We start from the raw sequence: 21147 nt of genomic DNA, 5'->3' as shown, positions 1-21147 counted from the left end.
ACCCGAGGTCACTTGGCAATGACCGGCGCCTTGTCCGCCATGGGCTCGGGCAGGCGATTGAGCACCCGGTGCATGCGCTCGCGATCCAGTTCCTTCTCCCAGGCCGACACCGCCACCGTCGCCACACCGTTGCCGATCACATTGGTCAGGGCCACCACTTCGCTGAGAAAGCGGTTGATGCCGAGGATCAACACCAGTCCGGATACCGGCACGGTGGGCATCACTGCCAGGGTCGCCGCCAGGGTGATAAAGGCAGCGCCGGTCACGCCGCTGGCGCCCTTGGACGTCACCATCGCCACCGCTAGCAAGGTCAGTTGCTGGGCCCAGGTGATCTCGATATTCATCGCCTGGGCGATAAACAGCACACACATGGTCATGTAGATATTGGTGCCGTCGAGGTTGAAAGAGTAACCGGTGGGAATCACCAACCCGACCACCGAGCGCGAGCAACCGAGGCGTTCCAGCTTGGTCATCATCAGCGGCAGTACCGGTTCGCCGGAACTGGTGCCGAGGACGATCAGCAGTTCTTCCTTGATATAAGCCAGGAAGCGGAACAGGTTGAAGCCGACAAACCGAGCGATCGACCCCAGAACCACGATCACGAAAAACAGGGCCGTGATATAGAAGGTACCAATCAGCTTCAGCATCGGCAGCAACGAGCCGACGCCGTAGGTACCGATGGTGAAGGCGATGGCGCCAAAGGCACCGATGGGAGCCAGTCGGGTGATGATCCCGACAATCCCGAACAACACCTTGGACAGGTCGTCGATCAACTGGTTGACCGCCCTCGCCTTCTCCCCCAACCCTGCCAGCACGGCACCGAACAGCAGCGCCACCAGCAGGATCTGCAGGATCGCGCCCTGGGCGAAAGCCGATACCAGGGTGTCCGGGATGATGTTCATCAGAAAACCGCTGGTGCTCAGTTCGTGGGCCTTGTCCGCATAGGCGGCCACCGCGCTGGCATTGAGTCTGGCCGGATCGACGTTGAAACCGGCGCCGGGCGTCAGCCAGTGGGTCGCCACCAGGCCGATCACCAGGGCCAGGGTCGAAACCACCTCGAAGTAGAGCAAGGCCTTGCCGCCGACCCGACCGATCTTCTTCATGCTGTCCATGCCGGCGATACCGGTGACCACCGTACAGAAGATGATCGGCCCGATCACCATCTTGATCAGCTTGATGAAGGCATCGCCCAGCGGCTTCATGTCGGCGGCCAGGCCTGGCCAGTAGTGGCCGACGGCGATGCCCAGGAGCATCGCGGCGAGGACCTGGATGTACAGCACTTTGTAGAAGGGTCTTTTCATTATTGGTCTCCACAAAAGGTATCGGGCGATTTTCCCGCCCGAGAAAATCCGCAAGGCATCGCTCGCGTCAGAGGTGCCGGTGCAGCCACCGTGCCGCGGTCAGGACCCGCGCATCGCTGCCACGCGGGCCGATCACCGACAAGCCCAACGGAGCCCCGTCGAGGCTGATCCAGGGCAGGCTGACCTGTGGCAGGCCGGCCAGGCCGGCAAGGCTCAGCAACTGCTGGGAACGCAGGCGCTGTTGCTCCATGGCTTCGGTGCTGGCGTCCAGGCGCGGGGCAACTGCCGGCACCGTGGGCAACAGCAGGAAGCTCGACTCATTGACAAAAAGTCGTGCCAGTTGCTGCGCCGCAGCCTGGCGCACCTGCTGTTCGGCGGCGACCTGTTGTGCGGTGACCCGCGAACCGGCTAGAAAACGCTGGCGGACATCCTCCGCGAGCTGCTCAAGGTGGACGCTGACCCAGGCCCCGTGCTGCTGCCAGATCTCACCGCCCTGCAGGACCCGATGGGCCCTGGCGTAATCCGCCAGGGTCAGGCTGGCCGATGGCAGCAGCGTATGTTGCAGGGTGCTGCCAAGGCGTTCGACCAGGGCGCCGAACGCCACCTGCACCGCCTCGTCGCACACCGCCAGGGCATCCTCGCTCAGGAGGAACAGCGGGTTTTCTCGCGGGTGTTCATCCACGGCCTCGTTGGCCAGGACCGCGAACACCGCCGCCAGATGCTCCCCATTGGCGGCGAACCAGCCCACGGTGTCAAAGCTGTGGGCCAGGGCGAAACAACCGCGCGTGGCAATCCTTCCCTGGGTCGGGCGCATGCCCCAGACCCCGCAGTAGCTGGCCGGCAAACGGCAGGAACCACCGCAATCGGTGCCCAGTCCGATATCCGCAAGCCCTGCGGCCACCGCCACTGCCGAGCCGGACGACGAGCCTCCGGGAATCCGTGACGGGTCGGCCGGGTTGCACGGTGTGCCGTAGTGCAGGTTGATCCCCGCCAGGCTGAACGCCAGTTCGTCGGTGACCGTCTTGCCAGTCCATTCGGCCCCGGCTTCCAGCAGCAGGCGCACCGCCAGGGCCGTCGTCGTGGCCGGGGCCTGCTGGGCCAGCCAGCGCGGGTTGCCGGCACCGGTGCGTTGTCCCTCGATATCGAAGACATCCTTGGCCGCCAGGCGCAGGCCTGACAAGGCGCCGGAATGACGGGCGACAAAAGGTGCCCGGGCAAAACCTTCGCGGACAAAGGCACCGTGCAGTCCCGGCTGCAACAGGGCGGCCGGAGCCCGGTGGTCATCGTGAGGGCGTTCGGCAGTCGGCCGGCGGTCGAGATATTGCATGATCGGTGTGTTCCTCCGGGCGTTCTTGTGACGCGAGTATCGAGGGGCCCGATCCGGGAAAACAGCGAGGGTTGGCAAAGCCAGCCTTTGTCGAAAACGAACGCTCAGAGCCGCGATCCGGGAACGGCCTTGGGTAAAAGCGCAGAAGAATCGGCAAATCGGCCTGATCTATTGATACACTGTAACAATTGATCCCAGCCTTCCTGTCAGTGCCTTCCCATGACCCCTGTGCAACGCCGTGCCTGTTTCACCGCCCTCTTCCTGCTGCTGGGTGGCTCCTCAGCCCTGGCTGACGACCTGATGATCACCTGGCCCGGCGACTGGGAAGTCCAGACCCTGCCGCCAGCGCAGAACGCCGCGGGCGAAGTCGTCAGCGGACTGCGCCAGCGCGCGGTGAAGAACGATCCCAATGGCGACCCGATGATGGTCATGGAGCTGACCCAGTCGGCGCTCAACCCCGGCCATGAGGTCAACCTCCCCGGCGTGTTGCTGGAGATGCGCAAGGCGGTGCAGAAGAATTTCGTCGAGCGCGGTTTCATGAGCGTGTGCAATCGCATTCACGACAGCACCCTGGGTGGCCTGGCGGCGGTGGAAACCACCTGCACCATCACCCAGAACGGCGGACATGTGATGACCCAGACCCTGGTGGCCGCGGCCCACGACGGCAAGGCCTATTCCCTGCTCTACGCCGGCTCGGCGGACGGCTACAAGACCGTGGAACCGGTGGTCAACGGTATCCGCGCCAGCCTGCACCTGCAACCCTGAGTCACCTCTTGTAGGAGCCGGGCTTGCCCGCGAACCGCCGAAGGCGGCCATCCGGCCAAATCCTGCGGTGCTGGAAGAAGCGCTTTCGCGAGTTGGCTCGCTGCTACACAAGGGCCCCGGTCAACCCGCGAGGAATCCGCGGGCCATGCCGCTGGCGGCAACCACGATCAGCATGATCAACAGGGCTTCGATATGGCTGATGCGCGCGAACAAGCGGGCCCGGCCGATATCGATGGCCGTGCCCCTCTTCTGCGCGATCCGCCATTTGATCAGACTGATCATCGGCGCCAGCTCCAACAGCAGGACAATCACGAACAGCGTCAGCTTGAGATGGAACAGCGGCTGGTGCAGGTAGTAGTCGCTTCCCTTCTCGAAACCGCCGAACGCCCGCAGGCCACCGGTGACCAGCAGGATGCCGGCACTGATGCCCCAGAGATTGTCCCAGATGAATACCTGGCGCAGTTCCGCCGGGGTGCTGCCGGTGAGGCGGCGCAAGGCCCCGCCACGGCCGAACACCGCCGCCAGGGCGATACCGAAGGCCAGAAGGTGCAGCGCTGCCAGGGACCAGTGAGCAAACATCGGATCGTCTCCTTGAATGAGCAAGACAGTTGTAGCTCAAACCGCCGATCTTTGCGCAAGCTCCGCCCGGATCAGGCCCTCAAGGCAGCAGGATCACCTTGTCGCCGCTGCCCTGGTTGACCTCGGCATAGCGCGCCGGGCCCTCGGCCAGCGGCGATTCCCGCAGGTCCGATGGCAGCTCCAGCAGGCCTTCGTCGAAGAACCGTCCGAATTGTTCGAGCATCCGCGCACAGGCCTCGGTGCCATAGAGCAAGGAGTTGATACCGACCACCGAACCGCCCTTGCGATACAGGGCCAGGGCCGGCAGTTGCACATGGCCGTCGACCGGCGCGGCGATGATCGCGATCCGCCCGAAAGGCGCCAGCGCGCCGACCGCCGCCGGCAGCCAGAAACCGGTGGTGTCGAAGATCACCTCGGCGCCGCCGGGGAAAACGCCGTTGACCGCCGCCGCCAAGGCTTCCGGCTGGTCCAGTTGAATGGCTTCGAAGCCCTTGTCCTGCAGCGCCTTGACCTGCTCCGGACGCCGCACCGCGCCCAGCGCATGGGCACCACGGATCTTCGCCAGGGCCATCGCCGCGCTGCCGACCGCGCCATTGGCGCCGATCACCAGCAGGCGTGTACCGGCCTTCACCAGGCTGCGCTCCAGGGCATCCCAGGCGGTGGTGTACGGCACACCGAGACTGGCGGCCTGGACAAAACTCAAGTGGCTCGGCTTGAGTGCCACGCCCCTGGCCGGCAGGGTCAGGTACTGCGCATGGGAACCGTCGCCGGTAAAACCCAGCTCCTTGCCGGTGCCCCAGACTTCCTGGCCGAGCAGCGCCTGCGGGCCCTCGACCACCACGCCGGCGAAGTCACGTCCGGGCACCCGGGGCAAGGTGGTGTAGGCGAAGCGTCCCAGGACGTTTTTCACATCGCTGGGGTTCAGGCCGGCCGCCTTGATCTGCACCAGGACTTCTCCGGCAGCAGGCACGGGCATCGGCAGGTCGACCAGTTGCAGCGCCGAAAGGTCGCCGGTCTTCGAAAATTGCAGGGCTTTCATAAGGTACGCATCCAGACAGGGAACAAGGGATTCTTCAGGACAACCAGCCAGTCACCAGTTGCTTGCCGAGAGGCCAGGCTTTTTCGCCCAGTTGCATGCCCAGCAAACCGACCAGGGCCACGGCGGGTGGCGCCGGGGAACGGAAATCGAGCCCGCCGTAAAGCAGCCCGACAACAATGCCGATGGCGAGGGAAATCAGGTAGCTCATGACGAACTCCGCGCTCGATAAAGGAATGCCCGCAGTCTATGGCCGACAAACCACGGCTGCCGGTCAAGGGCTTCTGGATATCGGCCAAAATCGCGTCGGCCGCGTCAGCCCACCGGATAATGCGACGGGGCGATGCCGAGGGCGCGGCGGAACATGTCGCTGAAACTGCTGGGCGAGTAACCCAGCGAGCGGGCGATACGGCTGACCGGCACGCCCTGGATCAATTCCGCCACCGCCGTCGCCAGTTGCACCTGGCGTCGCCACTCGGCAAAGCCCATGCCCAGCTCCGCCTGGAACAGGCGCGCCAGGGTGCGCACGCTGGCGCCGGCCTGTTCGGCATGCTGATCGAAGGAAATCGCCAGTGACGGCGCGCCCATCACCGCCTGGCAAAGACTCATCAGGCGCCGGTCGGTGTCGGAGGGCATGGGGATTTTCAGCAGGGAACGCCGTGCCCGCTTGAGCTCCAGCAACGCCAGGTTGACCAGCGCCTCATAGTATTCGCCCTGCGGGTCATCGGTCTGCTCCACCAGCCGGACGATCAGCTCGCGCAGCAAACCACCGACCTCGATCACCTGGACCGTGCTTTCCAGGGTTTCGGCCAGGGCCGGACGCAGGTAGATATTGCGCATCTGCAGATCCGACACCACCCGGATACCGTGGGCGACACCGGGCGGCAACCACACCGCCCGCTGCGGCGGGACCACCAGGGCTTCGTGGGGCGTCTCGACCCACATGACCCCGGACATCGCATACAGCAATTGCCCCCAGACATGCTCGTGGGGCTCGATGTACAAGCCCCGCGGGTAGGTCCGTGCCAGGGGCTGCACGGGCCGACCGGTGTCGGTGAGATCGGGCGGCGCGGCCAGGGCCATGATCAGCTGGCGACAGGCGTACGCATGGTGACGAACTCTTCGGCCGCCGTCGGATGGACGCCGATGGTTTCGTCGAAGTGCTGCTTGGTGGCGCCGGCCTTCAGTGCGATGGCCAGGCCCTGGATGATTTCACCGGCGTCGGGGCCGACCATATGGCAGCCCAGGACCTTGTCGGTGCGGGCATCCACCACCAGCTTCATCAGGGTGCGTTCCTGGTCTTCGGTCATGGTCAGCTTCATCGGCCGGAACCGGCTTTCGAAGATCTGCACCTCATGGCCCTGCTCCCGCGCCTGTTCCTCGCTCAGGCCGACCGTGCCGATATTCGGCTGGCTGAACACAGCGGTCGGAATCAGGTTGTAGTCGACCGGACGATACTGCTCGGGCTTGAACAGGCGCCGGGCCACCGCCATGCCTTCGGCAAGGGCCACCGGCGTCAGTTGCACGCGCCCGATCACATCGCCGAGGGCGAGGATCGACGGTTCGCTGGTCTGGTATAGCTCGTCGACCTGGATAAAGCCGTTCTTGTCCAGCTTCACCCCGGTGTTTTCCAGGCCCAGGTTGTCCAGCATCGGGCGTCGGCCGGTGGCGTAGAAAATGCAATCGGCTTCCAGCTCGCGGCCATCCTTGAGGGTGGCTTTCAGGCTGCCGTCGGCCAGCTTGTCGATACGCTCGATATCGGCATTGAACTGCAGGCCCAGGCCGCGCTTGCTGAGTTCTTCGGCCAGGTGCCTGCGCACCGCGCCATCGAAGCCGCGCAGGAACAGGTCGCCGCGATACAGCAGTTGGGTGTCGGCGCCGAGGCCATTGAAAATGCCGGCGAACTCGACGGCAATATAACCGCCGCCGACCACCAGGATGCGCTTGGGCAGTTCCTTGAGGAAAAACGCCTCATTGGAGCCGATGGCATGTTCATGCCCCGGAATCTCGGGGATCTGTGGCCAGCCGCCGGTGGCGATCAGGATATGCCTGGCGCTGTAGTGCTGGCCGTTGACCTCGACCTGGTGCGGGTCGACCAACTTGCCATGACCTTCCAGCAAGGTAACGCCGCTGTTGGCCAGCAGGTTGCGATAGATGCCGTTGAGGCGGTTGATTTCCTTGTCCTTGTTGGCAATCAGGGTCGCCCAGTCGAAGTTCGCCTCGCCCAGGGACCAGCCGAAGCCTTGCGCGTGTTCGAAGTCTTCGGCGAAGTGCGAACCGTACACCAGCAACTTCTTCGGCACGCAGCCGACGTTGACACAGGTCCCGCCCAGGTAGCGGCTTTCGACCACCGCCACCTTCGCCCCGAAACCGGCGGCAAACCGCGCCGCACGCACACCGCCGGAACCGGCGCCAATTACAAACAGATCAAAATCGTAGGCCATATCTATCTCCTCGGCAGGCACACAGCATAACCGCTGTAGCCCTTTGGGTCAGCGCTGGACACTACATAAGGGCGCCCAAATGAAAAAGCCACCCGGAGGTGGCTTTTCTTTACTACTGGAGAAGCAGCGCTGGCTTCCTGATCGTTCCCACGCCGGAGCCTGGGAACGATCGAGAGACCGCCTGGCTTAGTAAGCCTTGCCGGTCTTGTAGAAGTGTTCGAAGCAGAAGTTGGTGGCCTCGATGTAGCCTTCGGCGCCACCGCAGTCGAAACGCTTGCCCTTGAACTTGTAGGCAATCACGCAACCGTCCTGGGCCTGTTTCATCAGGGCGTCGGTGATCTGGATCTCGCCGCCCTTGCCCGGCTCGGTCTGCTCGATCAGGGTGAAGATGTCCGGGGTCATGATGTAGCGACCGATGATCGCCAGGTTCGACGGTGCATCTTCCGGTTTTGGTTTCTCGACCATGTTGCGTACGCGGTACAGGTCGTCACCGATCAGGTCGCCGGCGATCACACCGTACTTGCTGGTTTCCTGCGGATCGACTTCCATGATCGCGACGATGGTGCAGCGGTACTGCTTGTACAGCTTGACCATCTGCTTGAGCACGCCGTCGCCTTCGAGGTTGACGCACAGGTCGTCCGCCAGGACCACGGCGAACGGCTCGTCGCCGATCAGCGGACGGCCGGTCAGGATCGCATGGCCCAGGCCCTTCATTTCGGTCTGGCGGGTGTAGGAGAACGAACACTCGTCCAACAGGCGGCGGATACCGACCAGGTATTTTTCCTTGTCGGTGCCCTTGATCTGGTTTTCCAACTCGTAGCTGATGTCGAAATGGTCTTCCAGCGCGCGCTTGCCGCGGCCGGTGACGATCGAGATCTCGTTCAAGCCAGCGTCCAGCGCTTCCTCGACGCCGTACTGGATCAGTGGCTTGTTCACCACCGGCAGCATTTCTTTAGGCATGGCTTTAGTCGCTGGCAGGAAGCGAGTACCGTAACCGGCTGCTGGGAACAAGCATTTCTTGATCATATAAGTCCTTAAAAAGGGCGGTGTGTACGAGTTTCGGCGCAGTCTAATCAGGCGGCGGTCACCTTACAATGCCCCGCTGATAGCATACTGACGCCAACATAGAGAAAAACTGGCGCTGATAGTTCCGCAAGACTTGCAAATAGTACGACGCCCGGTAACCGCGGCGACTGCGGAACTCTTCCACGCACGCTCCAAGGCAGCAATTCTAGCTGCTGATGCCGGTTTGCGCCTTGATCTGCGCTATGATTCCGGCCTTCCATCCCCCCCAGCGAGACAGATCGATGTCGGCAGCAAAAAACGTGAACGGTTACCTGATCAACCAGGCAAAGGACGGACAGTGGTGGGTCGCCGGCGTCGATGGCGAGAACATTGCAGGGCCGTTCCCGACCGAAGCACTGGCCATTGAAGTGGCCTCGGTTTTCCAGGACACCCCTGCCCCCGCCACCAAGCGTCGTGGCAACTGAAGGCTGAACGACATGAAGCGACTTCTGACACTGATTGCGGTACTGGCCCTGGGCGGCTGCGCCACGGCATCCAAGACTTACCTGGACAACGGCCGGCAGGGCCTGGCGATCGACTGTTCGGGCGAGGCCATGTCCTGGGCCAAGTGCTACGAGAAGGCCGACGCCTCCTGTGCCGGGACCGGCTACACCATCGTCGGCACGGACGGCACGCCGCAGCCCGCCGAAAGCGACAAGACCCTGGGCGTGGATGTCGGCAATTTCAAGAGCCGCACCGTGGTGGTGGTCTGCAAGTGAAGCAGGCCGGCCGGGGTCCGGCTGGCGCCGGCCTCAGGGCTGACCGGAAATGCAGCGGGTCGCCGCATCGAGCACCGCGCTGGAGCGCAACGGGTTGTTCGACATGCTCTCGTAGAGCTTGATGCTGCTGCCGTTGGAGCGCTCCTCGATATCCAGCAGCGCCGCCGGCGAGGTCGACAGGCGATCGCGCACCACCATCTTGATCCCGTTCTTGTGCGGCGTCAGCAACGAGGGGCCCCGGCTCTTGATCAGGATCGTGTCCACGCACTGGGCATACTCATTGGGCTTCTTGCCCGAAATCACATTCAGCGTCGGTGGTGTCTGCTGGATGTCCTTTACACTCGCACAACCACTCAACGCCAAGACCGCGACCCAAACGCCCCACTTCATGAAAAAACCTCCGATAAAGACGCTCGGACAGCATCCGCGGGATTTTTCTCCCTGGGACGTGAATTAAAAGCACCTGAATTAAATCGATCATCTATGGCGACAAGGCCGTGTAATCCGTCAAACTTGTCAGTCTGCCCGGAGAACAACTCCATCGTAGCCGTTATCCCCGCTCTGCCACATGCTATCTTTTTGATTTTGTAGAAAAAGCCTTCTGGAGGCGCCCATGAAATTCATCCACCAGCGCGAGCACCTCAACGAAGACGACATCGTCGTGATCGACTGCTCCCAGACCTGCAACATCCGCCTGATGAACGACGCCAACTTCCGCAGCTTCAAGAATGGCGGTCGCCACACCTACCACGGCGGTGCCTTCGATACCTTCCCGGCCAAGATCACCGTACCGAGCACCGGTTTCTGGAACATCACCCTGGACACGGTCGTCACCAAGCGCGCCATCAGCGTCACCCGCAAGCCGAACCTGACGCATTCGATCCGCATTATCCGCCGCTCCAGCTCGAAATTGCGTTAATTCAGCGCACACGCCCACCTTCTCTCGTTACTGGAATGACCGTGACTACCAAATACGTCATCAAATACAAACTCGACGGTGAACGCCGTTTCGACTTCGCGCAACTGGAAAACGGCACCGAGGCCGAAGCCCGCGCCGCGTTGGAAGCCATTCATGGCAAAGTCGACGATAGCATCACCGATGTGAAAGTCAGCAAGGCCCTGTAAGCGCGCGACGGGTCTGACGAGACAGCCCATGAACCTCGATCTGTTTGCCGCCGACGATCTGCAGCAACCCGAGCGCAACGAGCGGATCGGCGAACAGTCGTGGGTGCTGCGCGGCTTCGCCCTGCCCTGGGTCGAGCGTCTGCTCCCCGCCCTGCAACAGGTGCTGCTTGAAGCGCCGTTCCGGCAGATGGTCACCCCCGGCGGTTTCACCATGTCCGCCAGCCTGAGCAGTTGCGGCACCTGGGGCTGGACCACCGACCGCAGCGGCTACCGCTACAGCGCCGTCGACCCGCAAACCGGCCGCCCCTGGCCGGCCATGCCGGACGTATTCCGCCAGCTGGCGGTCGACGCCGCGCAGAGGGCCGGCTTTGCCCACTTCATCCCCGATGCCTGTCTGATCAACCGCTATGTGCCGGGGGCGAAGATGTCCCTGCACCAGGACCGCAACGAACAGGACTTCAGCGCCCGGTGGTTTCCATCTCGCTGGGTTTACCGGCGATGTTCCTGTTCGGCGGCCACGAGCGCAGCGACAAGACCTTGCGCGTTCCGCTGTTCCACGGCGATGTGGTGGTCTGGGGCGGCGTCGACCGCCTGCGTTTTCACGGCGTGCTGCCGATCAAGGACGGCCGGCATCCGCAACTGGGTGCCGAGCGCATCAACTTCACATTGCGCATGGCCGGCTGAAAACTCGCCGAGCGGTGAGCCAACGAGACTGCTTCCAACGCGGCATGATCATCGCGCAGAGCGTTTTCGTCGCCCCTAGCGGTTGACGTCGACGACCACCCGCCCCCTGACCTGCCCGGCGAGCAATCGTGGAGCCACTTCCAGCGCCTCGCCCAGGCTGATTTCCTGGCTGATCAGCGCCAACTGCTCGCGATCAAGGTCCCTCGCCAGGCGATCCCAGGCGACGATTCGCTGCGCCTTGGGCTGGGTCACGCTGTTGATCCCGGCCAACGTCACCCCACGCAGGATGAACGGTGCCACCGAGGCCGGGAAATCCATGCCCTGGGCCAGGCCGCAGGCAACCACCGTGCCATTGGCCCGGGTAGCGGCGCAGACATTGGCCAGGGTGTGACTGCCCACGGAGTCGATGGCCGCGACCCAGCGCTCTTTCGCCAACGGCTTGCCCGGTTGCGACAGCGTCTCGCGGTCGATGATCTCGGCGGCGCCCAGCTGCTTCAGATAGGCGTGCTCGCTGGTGCGTCCGGTGGATGCCAGCACCCGATACCCCAGGCGCGCCAGCAAGGCCACGGCGAAACTGCCCACGCCACCGTTGGCCCCGGTCACCAGCACCTCGCCCTGGTCCGGCGTCAGGCCATTGCGCTCCAGCGCCAGGATGCTGAGCATCGCGGTAAAACCTGCCGTGCCGATGGCCATGGTTTGTGCCGCCGTGAACCCCCGGGGCAATGGAATCAGCCAGTCACCGTTGAGCCGGGCTTTCTGCGCCAGTCCACCCCAATGCCCCTCGCCGACACCCCAGCCATTGAGCAACACCGCGTCGCCGGCCTGATAATCGGCATGGCTGCTGTGCTCTACCGTGCCCACCAGGTCGATGCCCGGCACCATCGGGAAGCGCCGCACCACCGGGCTTGCGCCGGTGATCGCCAGGCCGTCCTTGAAGTTCAGGGTGCTGTAGGCAACCCGCACCGTCACATCGCCTTCCGGCAATTGTTCATCGCTGAGGGAGGCCAGGTTGGCCCGATAACCGTCTTCGTCCTTTTCGATCAAGATGCCACTGAACATGCTTGCCTCCAATTTAGACCGATCGTCTAGAAATAGCCGAAAAAAAGCCCCGGAAAATCAATGCGCCAGGCAGCGTGCAAAGCCCTGCATAAAGGTTTCCAAGGGTGCCTCGCTGCGCACCAGCCGGGCGCGCAATACCGCGCCCTCCCAACCGATCCAGAAAAAATTCGCCAGGGCCGCGCAGTCGGTGTCGCGGGCCAGTTCACCCGCGTCCTGCGCCGCCTGCAGGCAGTGCGACAGGCGCAGCTCCCAACTGCGCAGCACCGCGTCCAGTTGCTCGCGATAGCTGTCCGGCAGCAGCGTCACTTCCTGGCCCAGGTTGCCCACCAGGCAACCGCGCCGAAACCCGTGCCGCGCCATGCCGGCCTTGGCTTCGTCGACAAAGCCGCGCAGGCGTTGCAAGGGTGGCAGTGACGTATCCAGCAGCCAGCGGTCGAGCTTGCGGGCAAAGTACTCGGCGTAGTTGGCGAGCACCGCCTGGCCGAACGCTTCCTTGCTGTCGAAGTAGTGGTAGAACGAGCCCTTGGGCACCCCCACCCGCTTGAGCACGACGTCGATACCGGTGGCCATGAAACCCTGTTCGGTGAGGATTTCGGTGCCGCAACGCACCAGCATCTCGCGGGTCTGCAATTGCTCCCGGGGGATTTTCGGCGGACGGCCAGGCTTGCGCGGTGCGGCAGTTATCGAGGTCATGGGCACAATATAGACCGATCGGCTAGAAAATACATGCGACTAAAGGCGCAGATCGGCTCACTCGACGATCCCGATATACACCGCAACGCTGTCCGGCCCGGTATAAACCTCGAAATCCGTAGCGAAGCGACGTTGTCCGGGATGCTGCTCGAAGTAGGACCAGATCCGCCCCCAGGTGTCGATGACCGTCTGCGGCATGGCGCCCCGGCCTTCGAAAACCAGATAGGGGCCGGCCTGCACCTCAAGGGTCGGATACCCCGGGGCCGGCGTCGTCACCGCGACCGCGGCGGTCACATCGAAATAGCCGCTGGCATCCGACTCGTAGCCGGAGTAGACGCCATACACCGGTGAATCCGGCTGGCGGTTGGCGATACGCTCGGCCAGTCCTTCGGCGAAGAAACCGCCCCACAACCCACCGATCCTTGCCGTCTCAGCGTACCGCTCGTCCTCGTTGCGGGTCCGGACCTGCGGGCCGGACACCTGGAAAGCAGCCACTTCCACGCGTTTCACATCCATCTGCATCATGCTCCTGGGCGGTTTTTTGAACGGCGATTTTTGAACGACGACAACTTTAGGTGGATTCTGCCGCGAGCGTCATCGCAAATCACTCTTTTTGCCTGCCCGGACAGATCATGACTGGCCTTGCGCGCATCATTCCTGATACAAACCAGCCCTGTTCTCGTCGTTATCCTTTTATCTGCCCCGGAGAAAAGCCGCCATGAGCACCTGGCCTGACACCCGCATTCTAGACCTGTTCGGCATCCAGCTACCGATCATCCAGGGGCCCCTGGCCGGAGCCACCACGGCCGCGATGATGCTGGGCGTGGCCAGGGCCGGCGGCCTCGCCTCGCTGCCTTGCGCGATGCTGACCCCGGAGCAGATCCGCCAGGAGGTGCAGGCCTTTCGCGCAGCGATCCAGGCCCCGTTGAACGTCAATTTCTTCTGTCACCAGCCACCTGCCGCCGACCCGGAGCGTGAAAAACGCTGGAAGGAACGCCTGGCGCCCTACTACCGCGAGCTGGGTGTCGACTTCAATGCACCGACACCGGTTTCCAGCCGCGCGCCCTTCGATGAAACCAGCTGCCAACTGGTGGAAGAGCTGCGTCCGGAGATCGTCAGCTTCCACTTCGGCCTGCCGCCCGAGGCCCTGCTCGATCGGGTGAAAGCCACCGGGGCGACGATTATCGGTTGCGCCACCACCGTGGACGAGGCGCGCTGGCTGGAAGAACGCGGCTGCCACGCGATCATCGCCATGGGCAACGAAGCCGGCGGCCATCGCGGCATCTTCCTCAGCAACGACCTCAACACCCAGGTCGGCACCGTCGCCCTGGTGCCACAGATCGCCGATGCGGTGAAGGTGCCGGTGATTGCCGCCGGCGGTATCGGCGACGGCCGTGGCATCGCCGCGGCCTTCATGCTCGGAGCCTCGGCAGTGCAACTGGGCACGGCCTATCTGTTCACCCCCGAGGCCAAGGTCTCGGCCTCCCATCACCAGGCCCTGCGTACGGCGAAGGACAGCGAGACGGCCCTGACCAACCTGTTCACCGGCCGCCCGGCGCGCGGCATCATGAACCGGGTGATGCGCGACCTGGGACCGATCAGCGACATGGCCCCGGCGTTCCCCCTCGCCGGCGGCGCGCTGATGCCGCTGCGGGCCAAGGGCGAGGCGGACTTCAGCAACCTGTGGTCGGGCCAGGCCCTGCGCCTGGGCGTGGAGTTACCGGCGGAGGCATTGACCCGGCAGTTGGCGGAACAGGCCCAGGCGCTCTTGAAAGGACGCTGATCGCCTCCCCCTGTAGAAGGCGATGGCGTTTCCAGACAACGGTTGTCGACTGGCCGATCGCATCGCCAGCAAGCCGGCTCCAGCAATGGACCTGACGTTTTCAAGAAAGGGGGGACTCTCGCCAGCGCCATGAAATCGCTATATATTTGTTTATATAGCGATTCACCCCTCTCAGCGCCGCACACTTCCTATAACAAGCGGCGCCTGTGCCTGTCCCCAACGTTTGAACGGAGCCGCTTCATGATCACTCGTGCCTCACGTTTTGCCCCGACTTGCCTGGCCGCCCTGCTCGGCCTCTTCACCTTCGCCTCGGCCCAGGCCGCTGAAGTCCAGGTGGCCGTCGCCGCCAACTTCACCGCACCGATCCAGGCGATTGCCGCCGACTTCGAGAAAGACACCGGCCATAAGCTGGTCGCCGCCTACGGCGCCACCGGCCAGTTCTACACCCAGATCAAGAACGGCGCGCCGTTCGAAGTGTTCCTCGCCGCCGACGACACCACCCCGGCCAAGCTGGAAAAAGAAGGCGATATCGTTGCCGGCTCGCGCTTCACCTATGCCGTCGGTACCCTGGCACTGTGGTCGGCCAAGGACGGCTACGTCGATGCCAAGGGCCAGGTACTCAAGGACAACCAGTACCAGCACCTGTCCATCGCCGATCCGAAAGCCGCGCCCTACGGCCTGGCCGCCACCCAGGTCCTGGCCAAGCTGGGCCTGACCGACAAGGTCAAGGACAAACTGGTCACCGGCCAGAACATCACCCAGGCCTATCAGTTCATCTCCACCGGCAATGCCGAGCTGGGCTTTGTCGCACTGTCGCAGATCTACAAGGACGGCAAGGTCACCAGCGGTTCGGCATGGATCGTCCCGGCCGACATGCACGAAGCCATCAAGCAGGACGCGGTGATCCTGACCAAGGGCAAGGACAATGCCGCCGCCAAGGCGCTGGTCGACTACCTGAAAGGTCCGAAAGCCGCGGCCATCATCAAGTCCTACGGTTACCAGCTCTGACATGCCGCTGACGAGTGCCGACTTCGCCGCGATCTGGCTGACCCTGCAACTGGCCACCCTGACCACGGCGATCCTGCTGGTGATCGGCACTCCGATCGCGTTATGGCTGGCGCGCACCCGCTCCTGGCTGCGCGGGCCGATCGGCGCGGTGGTGGCCCTGCCGCTGGTGCTGCCACCGACGGTGATCGGTTTCTACCTGCTGCTGGCCTTCGGCCCCCACGGTTTTATCGGCCAGTTCACCCAGTCCATCGGGCTGGGTACCCTGACCTTCAGTTTCACCGGGCTGGTGATCGGCTCGGTGATCTACTCGATGCCCTTTGTGGTGCAACCGCTGCAAAATGCCTTCAGTGCCATCGGCACCCGCCCGCTGGAAGTGGCCGCAACCCTGCGCGCCAATCCCTGGGACACATTCTTCAGCGTGGTCCTGCCCCTGGCACGACCGGGCTTCATCACCGCCGCGATCCTCGGTTTCGCCCACACCGTCGGCGAGTTCGGCGTGGTCTTGATGATCGGCGGCAATATCCCGCACAAGACCCGCGTGGTCTCGGTGCAGATCTACGACCACGTCGAGGCCATGGAATACCTCCAGGCCCACTGGCTGGCCGGCGCCATGCTGGTGTTTTCCTTTATCGTGTTGCTGGCGCTGTATTCGAGCCGCAAGACCAAGATGGGCTGGAGCTGAGCCATGGCATCCTCGATCAAGGTCAGCCTGCAACTGAGCTACACGGGTTTCTCCCTGGACCTCGACCTGGACCTGCCCGGCCGCGGCGTGACCGCGCTGTACGGTCATTCCGGCTCGGGCAAGACCACCTGCCTGCGCTGCATCGCCGGCCTGGAAAAGGCCCCGCAGGCGTTTATCCAGGTCAACGGCGAAGTCTGGCAGGACAGCAGCCGGCAGCATTTCGTCCCGCCACACAAACGCGCCCTGGGCTACGTGTTCCAGGAAGCCAGCCTGTTCCCGCATCTCTCGGTGCTGGCGAACCTGGAGTTCGGCCTGCGGCGCATTCCCCGGGCCCAACGCCGGGTGGACATGGCCCATGCCAGCGAATTGCTGGGCATCACCCACCTGCTGGAGCGCCACCCGCAGCACCTGTCCGGCGGCGAACGCCAGCGTGTCGGCATCGCCCGGGCGCTACTCACCAGTCCGCAACTGCTGCTGATGGACGAACCCCTGGCGGCCCTCGACAGCAAGCGCAAGGGCGAGATCCTGCCGTACCTCGAACGCCTGCATGACGAACTGGATATCCCGGTGCTCTACGTCAGTCATTCCCAGGACGAAGTGGCGCGCCTGGCCGACCATATCGTCCTGCTCGGCGACGGCAAGGCCCTGGCCAGCGGCCCCATCGGCGAAACCCTCGCGCGGCTCGACCTGCCCCTGGCCCTCGGCGATGATGCCGGCGTGGTGATCGAAGGCCAGGTCAGTGCCTACGACATGCATTACCAACTGGTCACCCTGCAGTTGCCCGGCAGCCTGCTGACCATGCGGGTCGCCCACGCGCCCCTGGCCGTCGGCAAGCCTTTGCGTTTCAAGGTCCAGGCGCGGGATGTCAGCCTCAGCCGGCAGGCGGAAGAACACAGCAGTATCCTCAATCGACTACCGGTGACGGTCACCGGCGAGACTCCCGCGGACAACAGTGCCCATGTGCTGGTCAGGCTGGAGGCTGGCGGAACCCCGCTGCTGGCACGGATCACCCGGTTTTCCCGGGACCAGTTGCAGCTGCAGGCCGGTCAGCAACTGTGGGCGCAGATCAAGGCCGTGGCGGTCCTGGCCTGAATTGAAGGCACCTCCGGGCCAGGCGGTGGTCAATCAGTCATAGCGGCCTGACTTCGCGCCAAGGACTCCCTGCCATGACTGATGTACCGACGCCTGTCGACCTGCCGCCCGACCTGCATTATGTCGACGACACCCTGCCGGGTATTCGCCGCAAACCCTGGCGGGGCCGGTTCGCCTACTTCGGCGCCGATGGCCAACGCATTCGCGACAGCCAGGAGATCAAGCGCCTCGATGCCCTGGCCGTGCCGCCGGCCTACACCGACGTGTGGATCTGCGCCGATCCGCGGGGCCATCTGCAAGCCACCGGCCGGGATGCCAGGGGTCGCAAGCAGTACCGCTATCACCCGCGCTGGCGGGAAATCCGCGACCAGGACAAATACGCGCGACTGCTGGCGTTCGGCAACGCCCTGCCCAAGTTGCGCCGGCAACTGCAAGCCACCCTCGCGAGACCGGGATTCACCCGGGACAAGGTCATGGCCACAGTGATCGGCCTGCTCGACGCCACGCTGATCCGCATCGGCAATACCCGCTACGCCCGGGAGAACCGCTCCTACGGCCTGACCACCCTGCGCAGCCGGCACGTGGAAATCAACGGCAGCGCCATGGTCTTCCAGTTTCGCGGCAAGAGCGGCGTCGAGCACCAGGTGACACTCAAGGACCGGCGCCTGGCCAACGTACTCAAGCGCTGCCTGGAACTGCCCGGACAAAACCTGTTCCAGTACCTGGATGAACACGGCGAACGCCACACGGTCAGTTCATCGGACGTGAACGCCTACCTGCATGAACTGACCGGCGCCGAGTTCACTGCCAAGGACTTTCGCACCTGGGCCGGCAGCGCCCTGGCCCTGGCGGTCTTGCGCGAGTTGTGCTGGGAACCGGAAGCCGAGGCGAAAAAACAGATCGTCGAGATGGTGAAAAATGTCGCCAGGCAGTTGAGCAATACCCCCGCCGTCTGCCGCAAGTGCTATATCCATCCTGCCGTCCTTGAAGCGTTCGTCCTCGGCGACCTGGCGAAACTGCCCCGCCCCCGGGTGCGCAAGGACCTGAACCTGGAGGAAGCCGGCCTGGCGATGTTCCTGCAACGCCAGCCGTAGAACAGTGAAGAGCAGCCCACCACAACGACGGAAGACCCGATGACGGCCAAACCTGCTGCGACGCTTCTCGACACGATTGAAGGCCAGCGCCTGAGGGGCGAAAACGCCGCCGACTGGCGCGAATGGGGCCCCTACCTGAGTGAACGGCAGTGGGGCACGGTCCGCGAGGACTACAGCGCCGACGGCGACGCCTGGGCCTATTTCCCCCACGACCATGCCCGCAGTCGCGCCTATCGCTGGGGCGAGGATGGCCTCGCGGGATTCTCCGAAAAATCCCAGCACTGGTGCCTCGGCCTGGCGCTCTGGAACGAACGCGACCCGATTCTCAAGGAGCGCCTGTTCGGCCTGAACAACGCCGAAGGCAACCACGGCGAAGACGTCAAGGAACTGTACTTCTACCTCGACGGCGTACCCAGCCATGCCTACATGCGCATGCTCTACAAATACCCGCAGGCGGCCTTTCCCTATGACGACCTGGTCAGGGAAAACGCCCGCCGGGGCCTCGACGATGCCGAATACGAGCTGCTCGATACCGGGGTCTTCGAGGACAACCGCTATTTCGATATCACGGTGGAGTACGCCAAGCACGGCACGAACGATATCGTCATGCGCGTCAGCGTGCAGAACCGCTTTCACCAGCCCGCGCGCCTGCGCGTGCTGCCGCAGCTGTGGGCGCGCAATGACTGGAGCTGGAGTCTCCATGCCCGACGGCCGAGCCTGACCCTGCTGGATGACCAGGTCAGCGCCCAGCACGCCGGCTGCGATCCCATGCAGGCCAGTGCCTGGGGCGACGCGCCTTTCGAATGGCTGTTCTGCGAGAACGAGACCAACACCCGTCGCCTGAACGGCTCGCAGGCCGCCGGGCCCTTCAAGGATGGCATCAACGATCATGTGGTCAACGGTGCCCAAAGCATTCGCCGTGACAGCGGAACGCGGGTGGCGGCGCACTTCTCCCTAGAGCTGCAAGGGGGCGAAACCCGCACGGTCTACCTGCGCTTCGCTCCGCCCGCGGCGGAAAAAATCAATGTCCGCCGCCTGTTCGAGCAGCGCCGCGAGGAAACGGATGACTTCTATGCCGCCCTGCAGCACGGCCTGGCCGATGCCGATGCGCGCAATGTCCAGCGCCAGGCCCTGGCCGGCCTGCTGTGGTCCAAGCAACTGTATTACTTCGACGTCAACCAGTGGCTTGACGGCGACCCGGCCCAGCCGCGACCACCGGCCGGGCGCCCGCAGATTCGCAACAGCCATTGGCGGCACCTGTCGAACTTCGACATCGTGTCCATGCCGGACAAATGGGAATACCCCTGGTACGCCTCCTGGGACCTGGGCTTCCAGGCGGTGGCCTTCGCCCTGATCGATCCGGGCTTCGCCAAGCACCAGCTGCTGCTCCTGGTCAAGGATCGCTTCATGCACCCCAACGGCCAGTTGCCCGCCTACGAATGGCGCTTCGACGACGCCAATCCGCCGGTGCATGCCTGGGCGTCATGGCGGGTCTACCAGCGGGAAAAGCAGTTGACCGGCAGCGGCGACATGGACTTCCTCGAACGGATCTTCCACAAGCTGCTGCTGAACTTCTCCTGGTGGGTCAACCGCAAGGACGCCGAGGGCCGCAACCTGTTCCAGGGCGGTTTCCTCGGGCTGGACAATATCGCCCTGTTCAACCGCTCCGACGATATCCCGCCGGGCTATACCCTCGACCAGGCCGACGGTACGGCCTGGGTCGCCGCCTATGCCCTGGACATGATGCGCATCGCCCTGGAACTGGCCAGGCGCAACCCGGTGTACGTGGATATCGGGGTGAAATTCTTCGAGCACTTTCTCTATATCGCCGGGGCGATCAACCGGGTCGACGACGGCGCCGAGGGACTGTGGGACAGCCAGGACAAATTCTTCTACGACGTGCTGCAACACCCCGACGGCCACAGCGAACCGGTGCGCCTGCGCTCCATCGTCGGGCTGATGCCCCTGTTCGCCGTGCTGGTGCTGGAGCAGCGTGAACATCAGGACCTGCCCGGCCTGCGCGAACGGCTGCTGGGTTTCATGCACCACCGGCCGGACCTGGCGGCGCTGGTCTCGCGCTGGAACGAACCCGGAGACGGCAATCGCCTGCTACTGGCCTTGCTGCGCGGCGAACGCACCAAGAACCTGCTCAAGCGCATGCTCGATGAGGCCGAGTTTCTCTCCGACTTCGGCATCCGCTCGCTGTCCCGGGCGTTTGCCGAACAACCACTGGCGATGCAACTCGACGGCAAGGCCCTCTGCGCCCGCTACCAGCCGGCGGAATCCGACTCGCGCCTGTACGGCGGCAACTCCAACTGGCGCGGGCCGTTGTGGATGCCGATCAACTACCTGCTGATCGAATCGCTGCGCGAGTTCCATCGCTACTACGACGATCATTTTTCAGTGGAATATCCCAGCGGTTCCGGCTATTTATCGTCGCTGGACGAAGTCGCCGACGGCCTCGGCCGACGCCTGACCTCGCTGTTCCTGCGTGGCGAAGACGGCCAGCGCCCGGCGATGGCGGCCTACCCGCAGTTGCAGGCCGATCCGGCTAGCCGCGATCTGCTGCTGTTCCATGAATATTTCCATGGCGACACCGGGCGTGGCCTGGGCGCCTCTCATCAGACCGGCTGGAGCGCGCTGGTGGCCTTGCTGCTGCAACCGCGCGACTGAGCCTGTTCACCTGGAGTC

At 63.9% G+C, this 21147-nt stretch carries 23 protein-coding genes and 1 pseudogene; 12 read left to right on the top strand and 12 right to left on the bottom strand.

The genetic code is table 11. The annotated features are described in order from the left end of the window. Positions 1–8 precede the first annotated feature (8 nt). Both ACL9RJ_RS06735 and ACL9RJ_RS06730 read right to left on the bottom strand, forming a co-directional pair. The gene (locus tag ACL9RJ_RS06735; RefSeq protein WP_377652630.1) at positions 9–1304 is read right to left on the bottom strand and encodes a dicarboxylate/amino acid:cation symporter; all 1296 of its coding nucleotides are present in this window, start codon (positions 1302–1304) and stop codon (positions 9–11) included. A gap of 64 nt (positions 1305–1368) precedes the next feature. Beyond that, positions 1369–2628 (bottom strand): amidase, encoded by a 1260-nt coding sequence (locus ACL9RJ_RS06730; RefSeq protein ID WP_017125199.1) that lies wholly within the window; start codon positions 2626–2628, stop codon positions 1369–1371. 219 nt (positions 2629–2847) lie between these two features. On the opposite strand from ACL9RJ_RS06730, the gene ACL9RJ_RS06725 reads away from it, so the two are divergent. Further along, positions 2848–3393 (top strand): DUF4946 domain-containing protein, encoded by a 546-nt coding sequence (locus ACL9RJ_RS06725; RefSeq protein WP_177087838.1) that lies wholly within the window; start codon positions 2848–2850, stop codon positions 3391–3393. Positions 3394–3513: 120 nt separating this feature from the next. On the opposite strand, the gene ACL9RJ_RS06720 is transcribed toward ACL9RJ_RS06725, so the two are convergent. The 6 genes from ACL9RJ_RS06720 to galU all read right to left on the bottom strand — a co-directional run bounded on the left by ACL9RJ_RS06720 (position 3514) and on the right by galU (position 8478). Continuing rightward, positions 3514–3972: a DUF2214 family protein gene (locus tag ACL9RJ_RS06720; protein WP_177106960.1), complete on the bottom strand. Its 459-nt coding sequence runs from the start codon at positions 3970–3972 to the stop codon at positions 3514–3516. Positions 3973–4051: 79 nt separating this feature from the next. After that, complete coding sequence (locus tag ACL9RJ_RS06715; RefSeq protein ID WP_103032636.1) at positions 4052–5011, bottom strand: quinone oxidoreductase family protein; 960 nt, start codon at positions 5009–5011, stop codon at positions 4052–4054. A 34-nt stretch (positions 5012–5045) separates the two neighbouring features. Next, entirely contained in the window at positions 5046–5219 is a 174-nt protein-coding gene (locus tag ACL9RJ_RS06710) for a DUF1427 family protein (RefSeq protein ID WP_177106961.1), read from the bottom strand. 104 nt (positions 5220–5323) lie between these two features. Continuing rightward, on the bottom strand, positions 5324–6091 hold the full coding sequence (locus ACL9RJ_RS06705; protein ID WP_177106962.1) for an AraC family transcriptional regulator: 768 nt from the start codon (positions 6089–6091) through the stop codon (positions 5324–5326). A gap of 2 nt (positions 6092–6093) precedes the next feature. Then, positions 6094–7452 (bottom strand): glutathione-disulfide reductase, encoded by a 1359-nt coding sequence (gene gorA, locus ACL9RJ_RS06700; protein ID WP_017125194.1) that lies wholly within the window; start codon positions 7450–7452, stop codon positions 6094–6096. Positions 7453–7638: 186 nt separating this feature from the next. Next, entirely contained in the window at positions 7639–8478 is an 840-nt protein-coding gene (gene galU / locus ACL9RJ_RS06695) for a UTP--glucose-1-phosphate uridylyltransferase GalU (RefSeq protein ID WP_042934967.1), read from the bottom strand. Between the two features lie 281 nt (positions 8479–8759). Here galU and ACL9RJ_RS06690 point away from each other — a divergent pair, with 281 nt between their 5' ends. Both ACL9RJ_RS06690 and ACL9RJ_RS06685 read left to right on the top strand, forming a co-directional pair. Then, the gene (locus ACL9RJ_RS06690; protein WP_017125192.1) at positions 8760–8942 is read left to right on the top strand and encodes a hypothetical protein; all 183 of its coding nucleotides are present in this window, start codon (positions 8760–8762) and stop codon (positions 8940–8942) included. Positions 8943–8954: 12 nt separating this feature from the next. After that, on the top strand, positions 8955–9236 hold the full coding sequence (locus ACL9RJ_RS06685; protein WP_017125191.1) for a hypothetical protein: 282 nt from the start codon (positions 8955–8957) through the stop codon (positions 9234–9236). Between the two features lie 33 nt (positions 9237–9269). On the opposite strand, the gene ACL9RJ_RS06680 is transcribed toward ACL9RJ_RS06685, so the two are convergent. Beyond that, positions 9270–9626, bottom strand: a complete 357-nt coding sequence (locus tag ACL9RJ_RS06680) for a hypothetical protein (protein ID WP_017125190.1) — start codon at positions 9624–9626, stop codon at positions 9270–9272. A 223-nt stretch (positions 9627–9849) separates the two neighbouring features. Between ACL9RJ_RS06680 and ACL9RJ_RS06675 the strand changes: the two genes are divergently transcribed. The 3 genes and pseudogenes from ACL9RJ_RS06675 to alkB all read left to right on the top strand — a co-directional run bounded on the left by ACL9RJ_RS06675 (position 9850) and on the right by alkB (position 11045). After that, positions 9850–10155: a DUF1883 domain-containing protein gene (locus tag ACL9RJ_RS06675; RefSeq protein ID WP_017125189.1), complete on the top strand. Its 306-nt coding sequence runs from the start codon at positions 9850–9852 to the stop codon at positions 10153–10155. A 41-nt stretch (positions 10156–10196) separates the two neighbouring features. Then, the gene (locus ACL9RJ_RS06670; RefSeq protein ID WP_017125188.1) at positions 10197–10361 is read left to right on the top strand and encodes a hypothetical protein; all 165 of its coding nucleotides are present in this window, start codon (positions 10197–10199) and stop codon (positions 10359–10361) included. A gap of 28 nt (positions 10362–10389) precedes the next feature. Continuing rightward, a pseudogene (gene alkB / locus ACL9RJ_RS06665) lies at positions 10390–11045 on the top strand (DNA oxidative demethylase AlkB). Between the two features lie 75 nt (positions 11046–11120). Here alkB and ACL9RJ_RS06660 read toward each other — a convergent pair. From ACL9RJ_RS06660 to ACL9RJ_RS06650, 3 genes are read right to left on the bottom strand one after another with little or no spacing between them, the layout of a single operon-like run. Beyond that, positions 11121–12104: an MDR family oxidoreductase gene (locus ACL9RJ_RS06660; protein WP_422765058.1), complete on the bottom strand. Its 984-nt coding sequence runs from the start codon at positions 12102–12104 to the stop codon at positions 11121–11123. A gap of 57 nt (positions 12105–12161) precedes the next feature. Beyond that, a complete protein-coding gene (locus ACL9RJ_RS06655; RefSeq protein ID WP_177106964.1) occupies positions 12162–12797 on the bottom strand; it encodes a TetR/AcrR family transcriptional regulator in 636 nt (211 codons plus the stop codon). Between the two features lie 57 nt (positions 12798–12854). Then, positions 12855–13313 (bottom strand): GyrI-like domain-containing protein, encoded by a 459-nt coding sequence (locus ACL9RJ_RS06650; RefSeq protein ID WP_177087826.1) that lies wholly within the window; start codon positions 13311–13313, stop codon positions 12855–12857. Between the two features lie 202 nt (positions 13314–13515). Between ACL9RJ_RS06650 and ACL9RJ_RS06645 the strand changes: the two genes are divergently transcribed. The 6 genes from ACL9RJ_RS06645 (at position 13516) to ACL9RJ_RS06620 (ending at position 21129) form a co-directional block, all read left to right on the top strand. Beyond that, a complete protein-coding gene (locus ACL9RJ_RS06645; RefSeq protein ID WP_177087824.1) occupies positions 13516–14580 on the top strand; it encodes an NAD(P)H-dependent flavin oxidoreductase in 1065 nt (354 codons plus the stop codon). Positions 14581–14820: 240 nt separating this feature from the next. Beyond that, complete coding sequence (gene modA, locus ACL9RJ_RS06640; protein WP_017125183.1) at positions 14821–15588, top strand: molybdate ABC transporter substrate-binding protein; 768 nt, start codon at positions 14821–14823, stop codon at positions 15586–15588. A 1-nt stretch (position 15589) separates the two neighbouring features. Next, complete coding sequence (gene modB / locus ACL9RJ_RS06635) at positions 15590–16270, top strand: molybdate ABC transporter permease subunit (protein WP_017125182.1); 681 nt, start codon at positions 15590–15592, stop codon at positions 16268–16270. 3 nt (positions 16271–16273) lie between these two features. Then, on the top strand, positions 16274–17362 hold the full coding sequence (gene modC / locus ACL9RJ_RS06630) for a molybdenum ABC transporter ATP-binding protein (RefSeq protein ID WP_178991905.1): 1089 nt from the start codon (positions 16274–16276) through the stop codon (positions 17360–17362). 74 nt (positions 17363–17436) lie between these two features. Continuing rightward, a complete protein-coding gene (locus ACL9RJ_RS06625) occupies positions 17437–18456 on the top strand; it encodes a DNA topoisomerase IB (RefSeq protein WP_178991907.1) in 1020 nt (339 codons plus the stop codon). Between the two features lie 39 nt (positions 18457–18495). Further along, positions 18496–21129 (top strand): MGH1-like glycoside hydrolase domain-containing protein, encoded by a 2634-nt coding sequence (locus ACL9RJ_RS06620; protein ID WP_422765057.1) that lies wholly within the window; start codon positions 18496–18498, stop codon positions 21127–21129. The last annotated feature ends 18 nt before the right edge of the window (positions 21130–21147 follow it).

Origin of the sequence: Pseudomonas sp. Mn2068 (genome assembly GCF_049319725.1) — a bacterium.
Taxonomy (GTDB): Bacteria; Pseudomonadota; Gammaproteobacteria; order Pseudomonadales; family Pseudomonadaceae; genus Aquipseudomonas; species Aquipseudomonas gingeri.
The sequence above is the reverse complement of the archived record's forward strand: the minus strand, read 5'-3'. Positions and strand labels throughout refer to the sequence as shown.

What these genes read in the sequence shown, in the direction of transcription:
- modC (WP_178991905.1), top strand. Translation starts at nt 16,274, where the DNA reads ATGGCATCCTCGATCAAGGTCAGCCTGCAACTGAGCTACACGGGTTTC.
- galU (WP_042934967.1), bottom strand. Translation starts at nt 8,478, where the DNA reads ATGATCAAGAAATGCTTGTTCCCAGCAGCCGGTTACGGTACTCGCTTC.
- ACL9RJ_RS06680 (WP_017125190.1), bottom strand. Translation starts at nt 9,626, where the DNA reads ATGAAGTGGGGCGTTTGGGTCGCGGTCTTGGCGTTGAGTGGTTGTGCG.
- ACL9RJ_RS06730 (WP_017125199.1), bottom strand. Translation starts at nt 2,628, where the DNA reads ATGCAATATCTCGACCGCCGGCCGACTGCCGAACGCCCTCACGATGAC.
- gorA (WP_017125194.1), bottom strand. Translation starts at nt 7,452, where the DNA reads ATGGCCTACGATTTTGATCTGTTTGTAATTGGCGCCGGTTCCGGCGGT.
- modA (WP_017125183.1), top strand. Translation starts at nt 14,821, where the DNA reads ATGATCACTCGTGCCTCACGTTTTGCCCCGACTTGCCTGGCCGCCCTG.
- ACL9RJ_RS06675 (WP_017125189.1), top strand. Translation starts at nt 9,850, where the DNA reads ATGAAATTCATCCACCAGCGCGAGCACCTCAACGAAGACGACATCGTC.
- ACL9RJ_RS06710 (WP_177106961.1), bottom strand. Translation starts at nt 5,219, where the DNA reads ATGAGCTACCTGATTTCCCTCGCCATCGGCATTGTTGTCGGGCTGCTT.
- ACL9RJ_RS06625 (WP_178991907.1), top strand. Translation starts at nt 17,437, where the DNA reads ATGACTGATGTACCGACGCCTGTCGACCTGCCGCCCGACCTGCATTAT.
- ACL9RJ_RS06650 (WP_177087826.1), bottom strand. Translation starts at nt 13,313, where the DNA reads ATGGATGTGAAACGCGTGGAAGTGGCTGCTTTCCAGGTGTCCGGCCCG.
- ACL9RJ_RS06655 (WP_177106964.1), bottom strand. Translation starts at nt 12,797, where the DNA reads ATGACCTCGATAACTGCCGCACCGCGCAAGCCTGGCCGTCCGCCGAAA.
- ACL9RJ_RS06620 (WP_422765057.1), top strand. Translation starts at nt 18,496, where the DNA reads ATGACGGCCAAACCTGCTGCGACGCTTCTCGACACGATTGAAGGCCAG.
- ACL9RJ_RS06690 (WP_017125192.1), top strand. Translation starts at nt 8,760, where the DNA reads ATGTCGGCAGCAAAAAACGTGAACGGTTACCTGATCAACCAGGCAAAG.
- ACL9RJ_RS06685 (WP_017125191.1), top strand. Translation starts at nt 8,955, where the DNA reads ATGAAGCGACTTCTGACACTGATTGCGGTACTGGCCCTGGGCGGCTGC.
- ACL9RJ_RS06645 (WP_177087824.1), top strand. Translation starts at nt 13,516, where the DNA reads ATGAGCACCTGGCCTGACACCCGCATTCTAGACCTGTTCGGCATCCAG.
- ACL9RJ_RS06705 (WP_177106962.1), bottom strand. Translation starts at nt 6,091, where the DNA reads ATGGCCCTGGCCGCGCCGCCCGATCTCACCGACACCGGTCGGCCCGTG.
- ACL9RJ_RS06720 (WP_177106960.1), bottom strand. Translation starts at nt 3,972, where the DNA reads ATGTTTGCTCACTGGTCCCTGGCAGCGCTGCACCTTCTGGCCTTCGGT.
- ACL9RJ_RS06715 (WP_103032636.1), bottom strand. Translation starts at nt 5,011, where the DNA reads ATGAAAGCCCTGCAATTTTCGAAGACCGGCGACCTTTCGGCGCTGCAA.
- ACL9RJ_RS06725 (WP_177087838.1), top strand. Translation starts at nt 2,848, where the DNA reads ATGACCCCTGTGCAACGCCGTGCCTGTTTCACCGCCCTCTTCCTGCTG.
- modB (WP_017125182.1), top strand. Translation starts at nt 15,590, where the DNA reads ATGCCGCTGACGAGTGCCGACTTCGCCGCGATCTGGCTGACCCTGCAA.
- ACL9RJ_RS06660 (WP_422765058.1), bottom strand. Translation starts at nt 12,104, where the DNA reads ATGTTCAGTGGCATCTTGATCGAAAAGGACGAAGACGGTTATCGGGCC.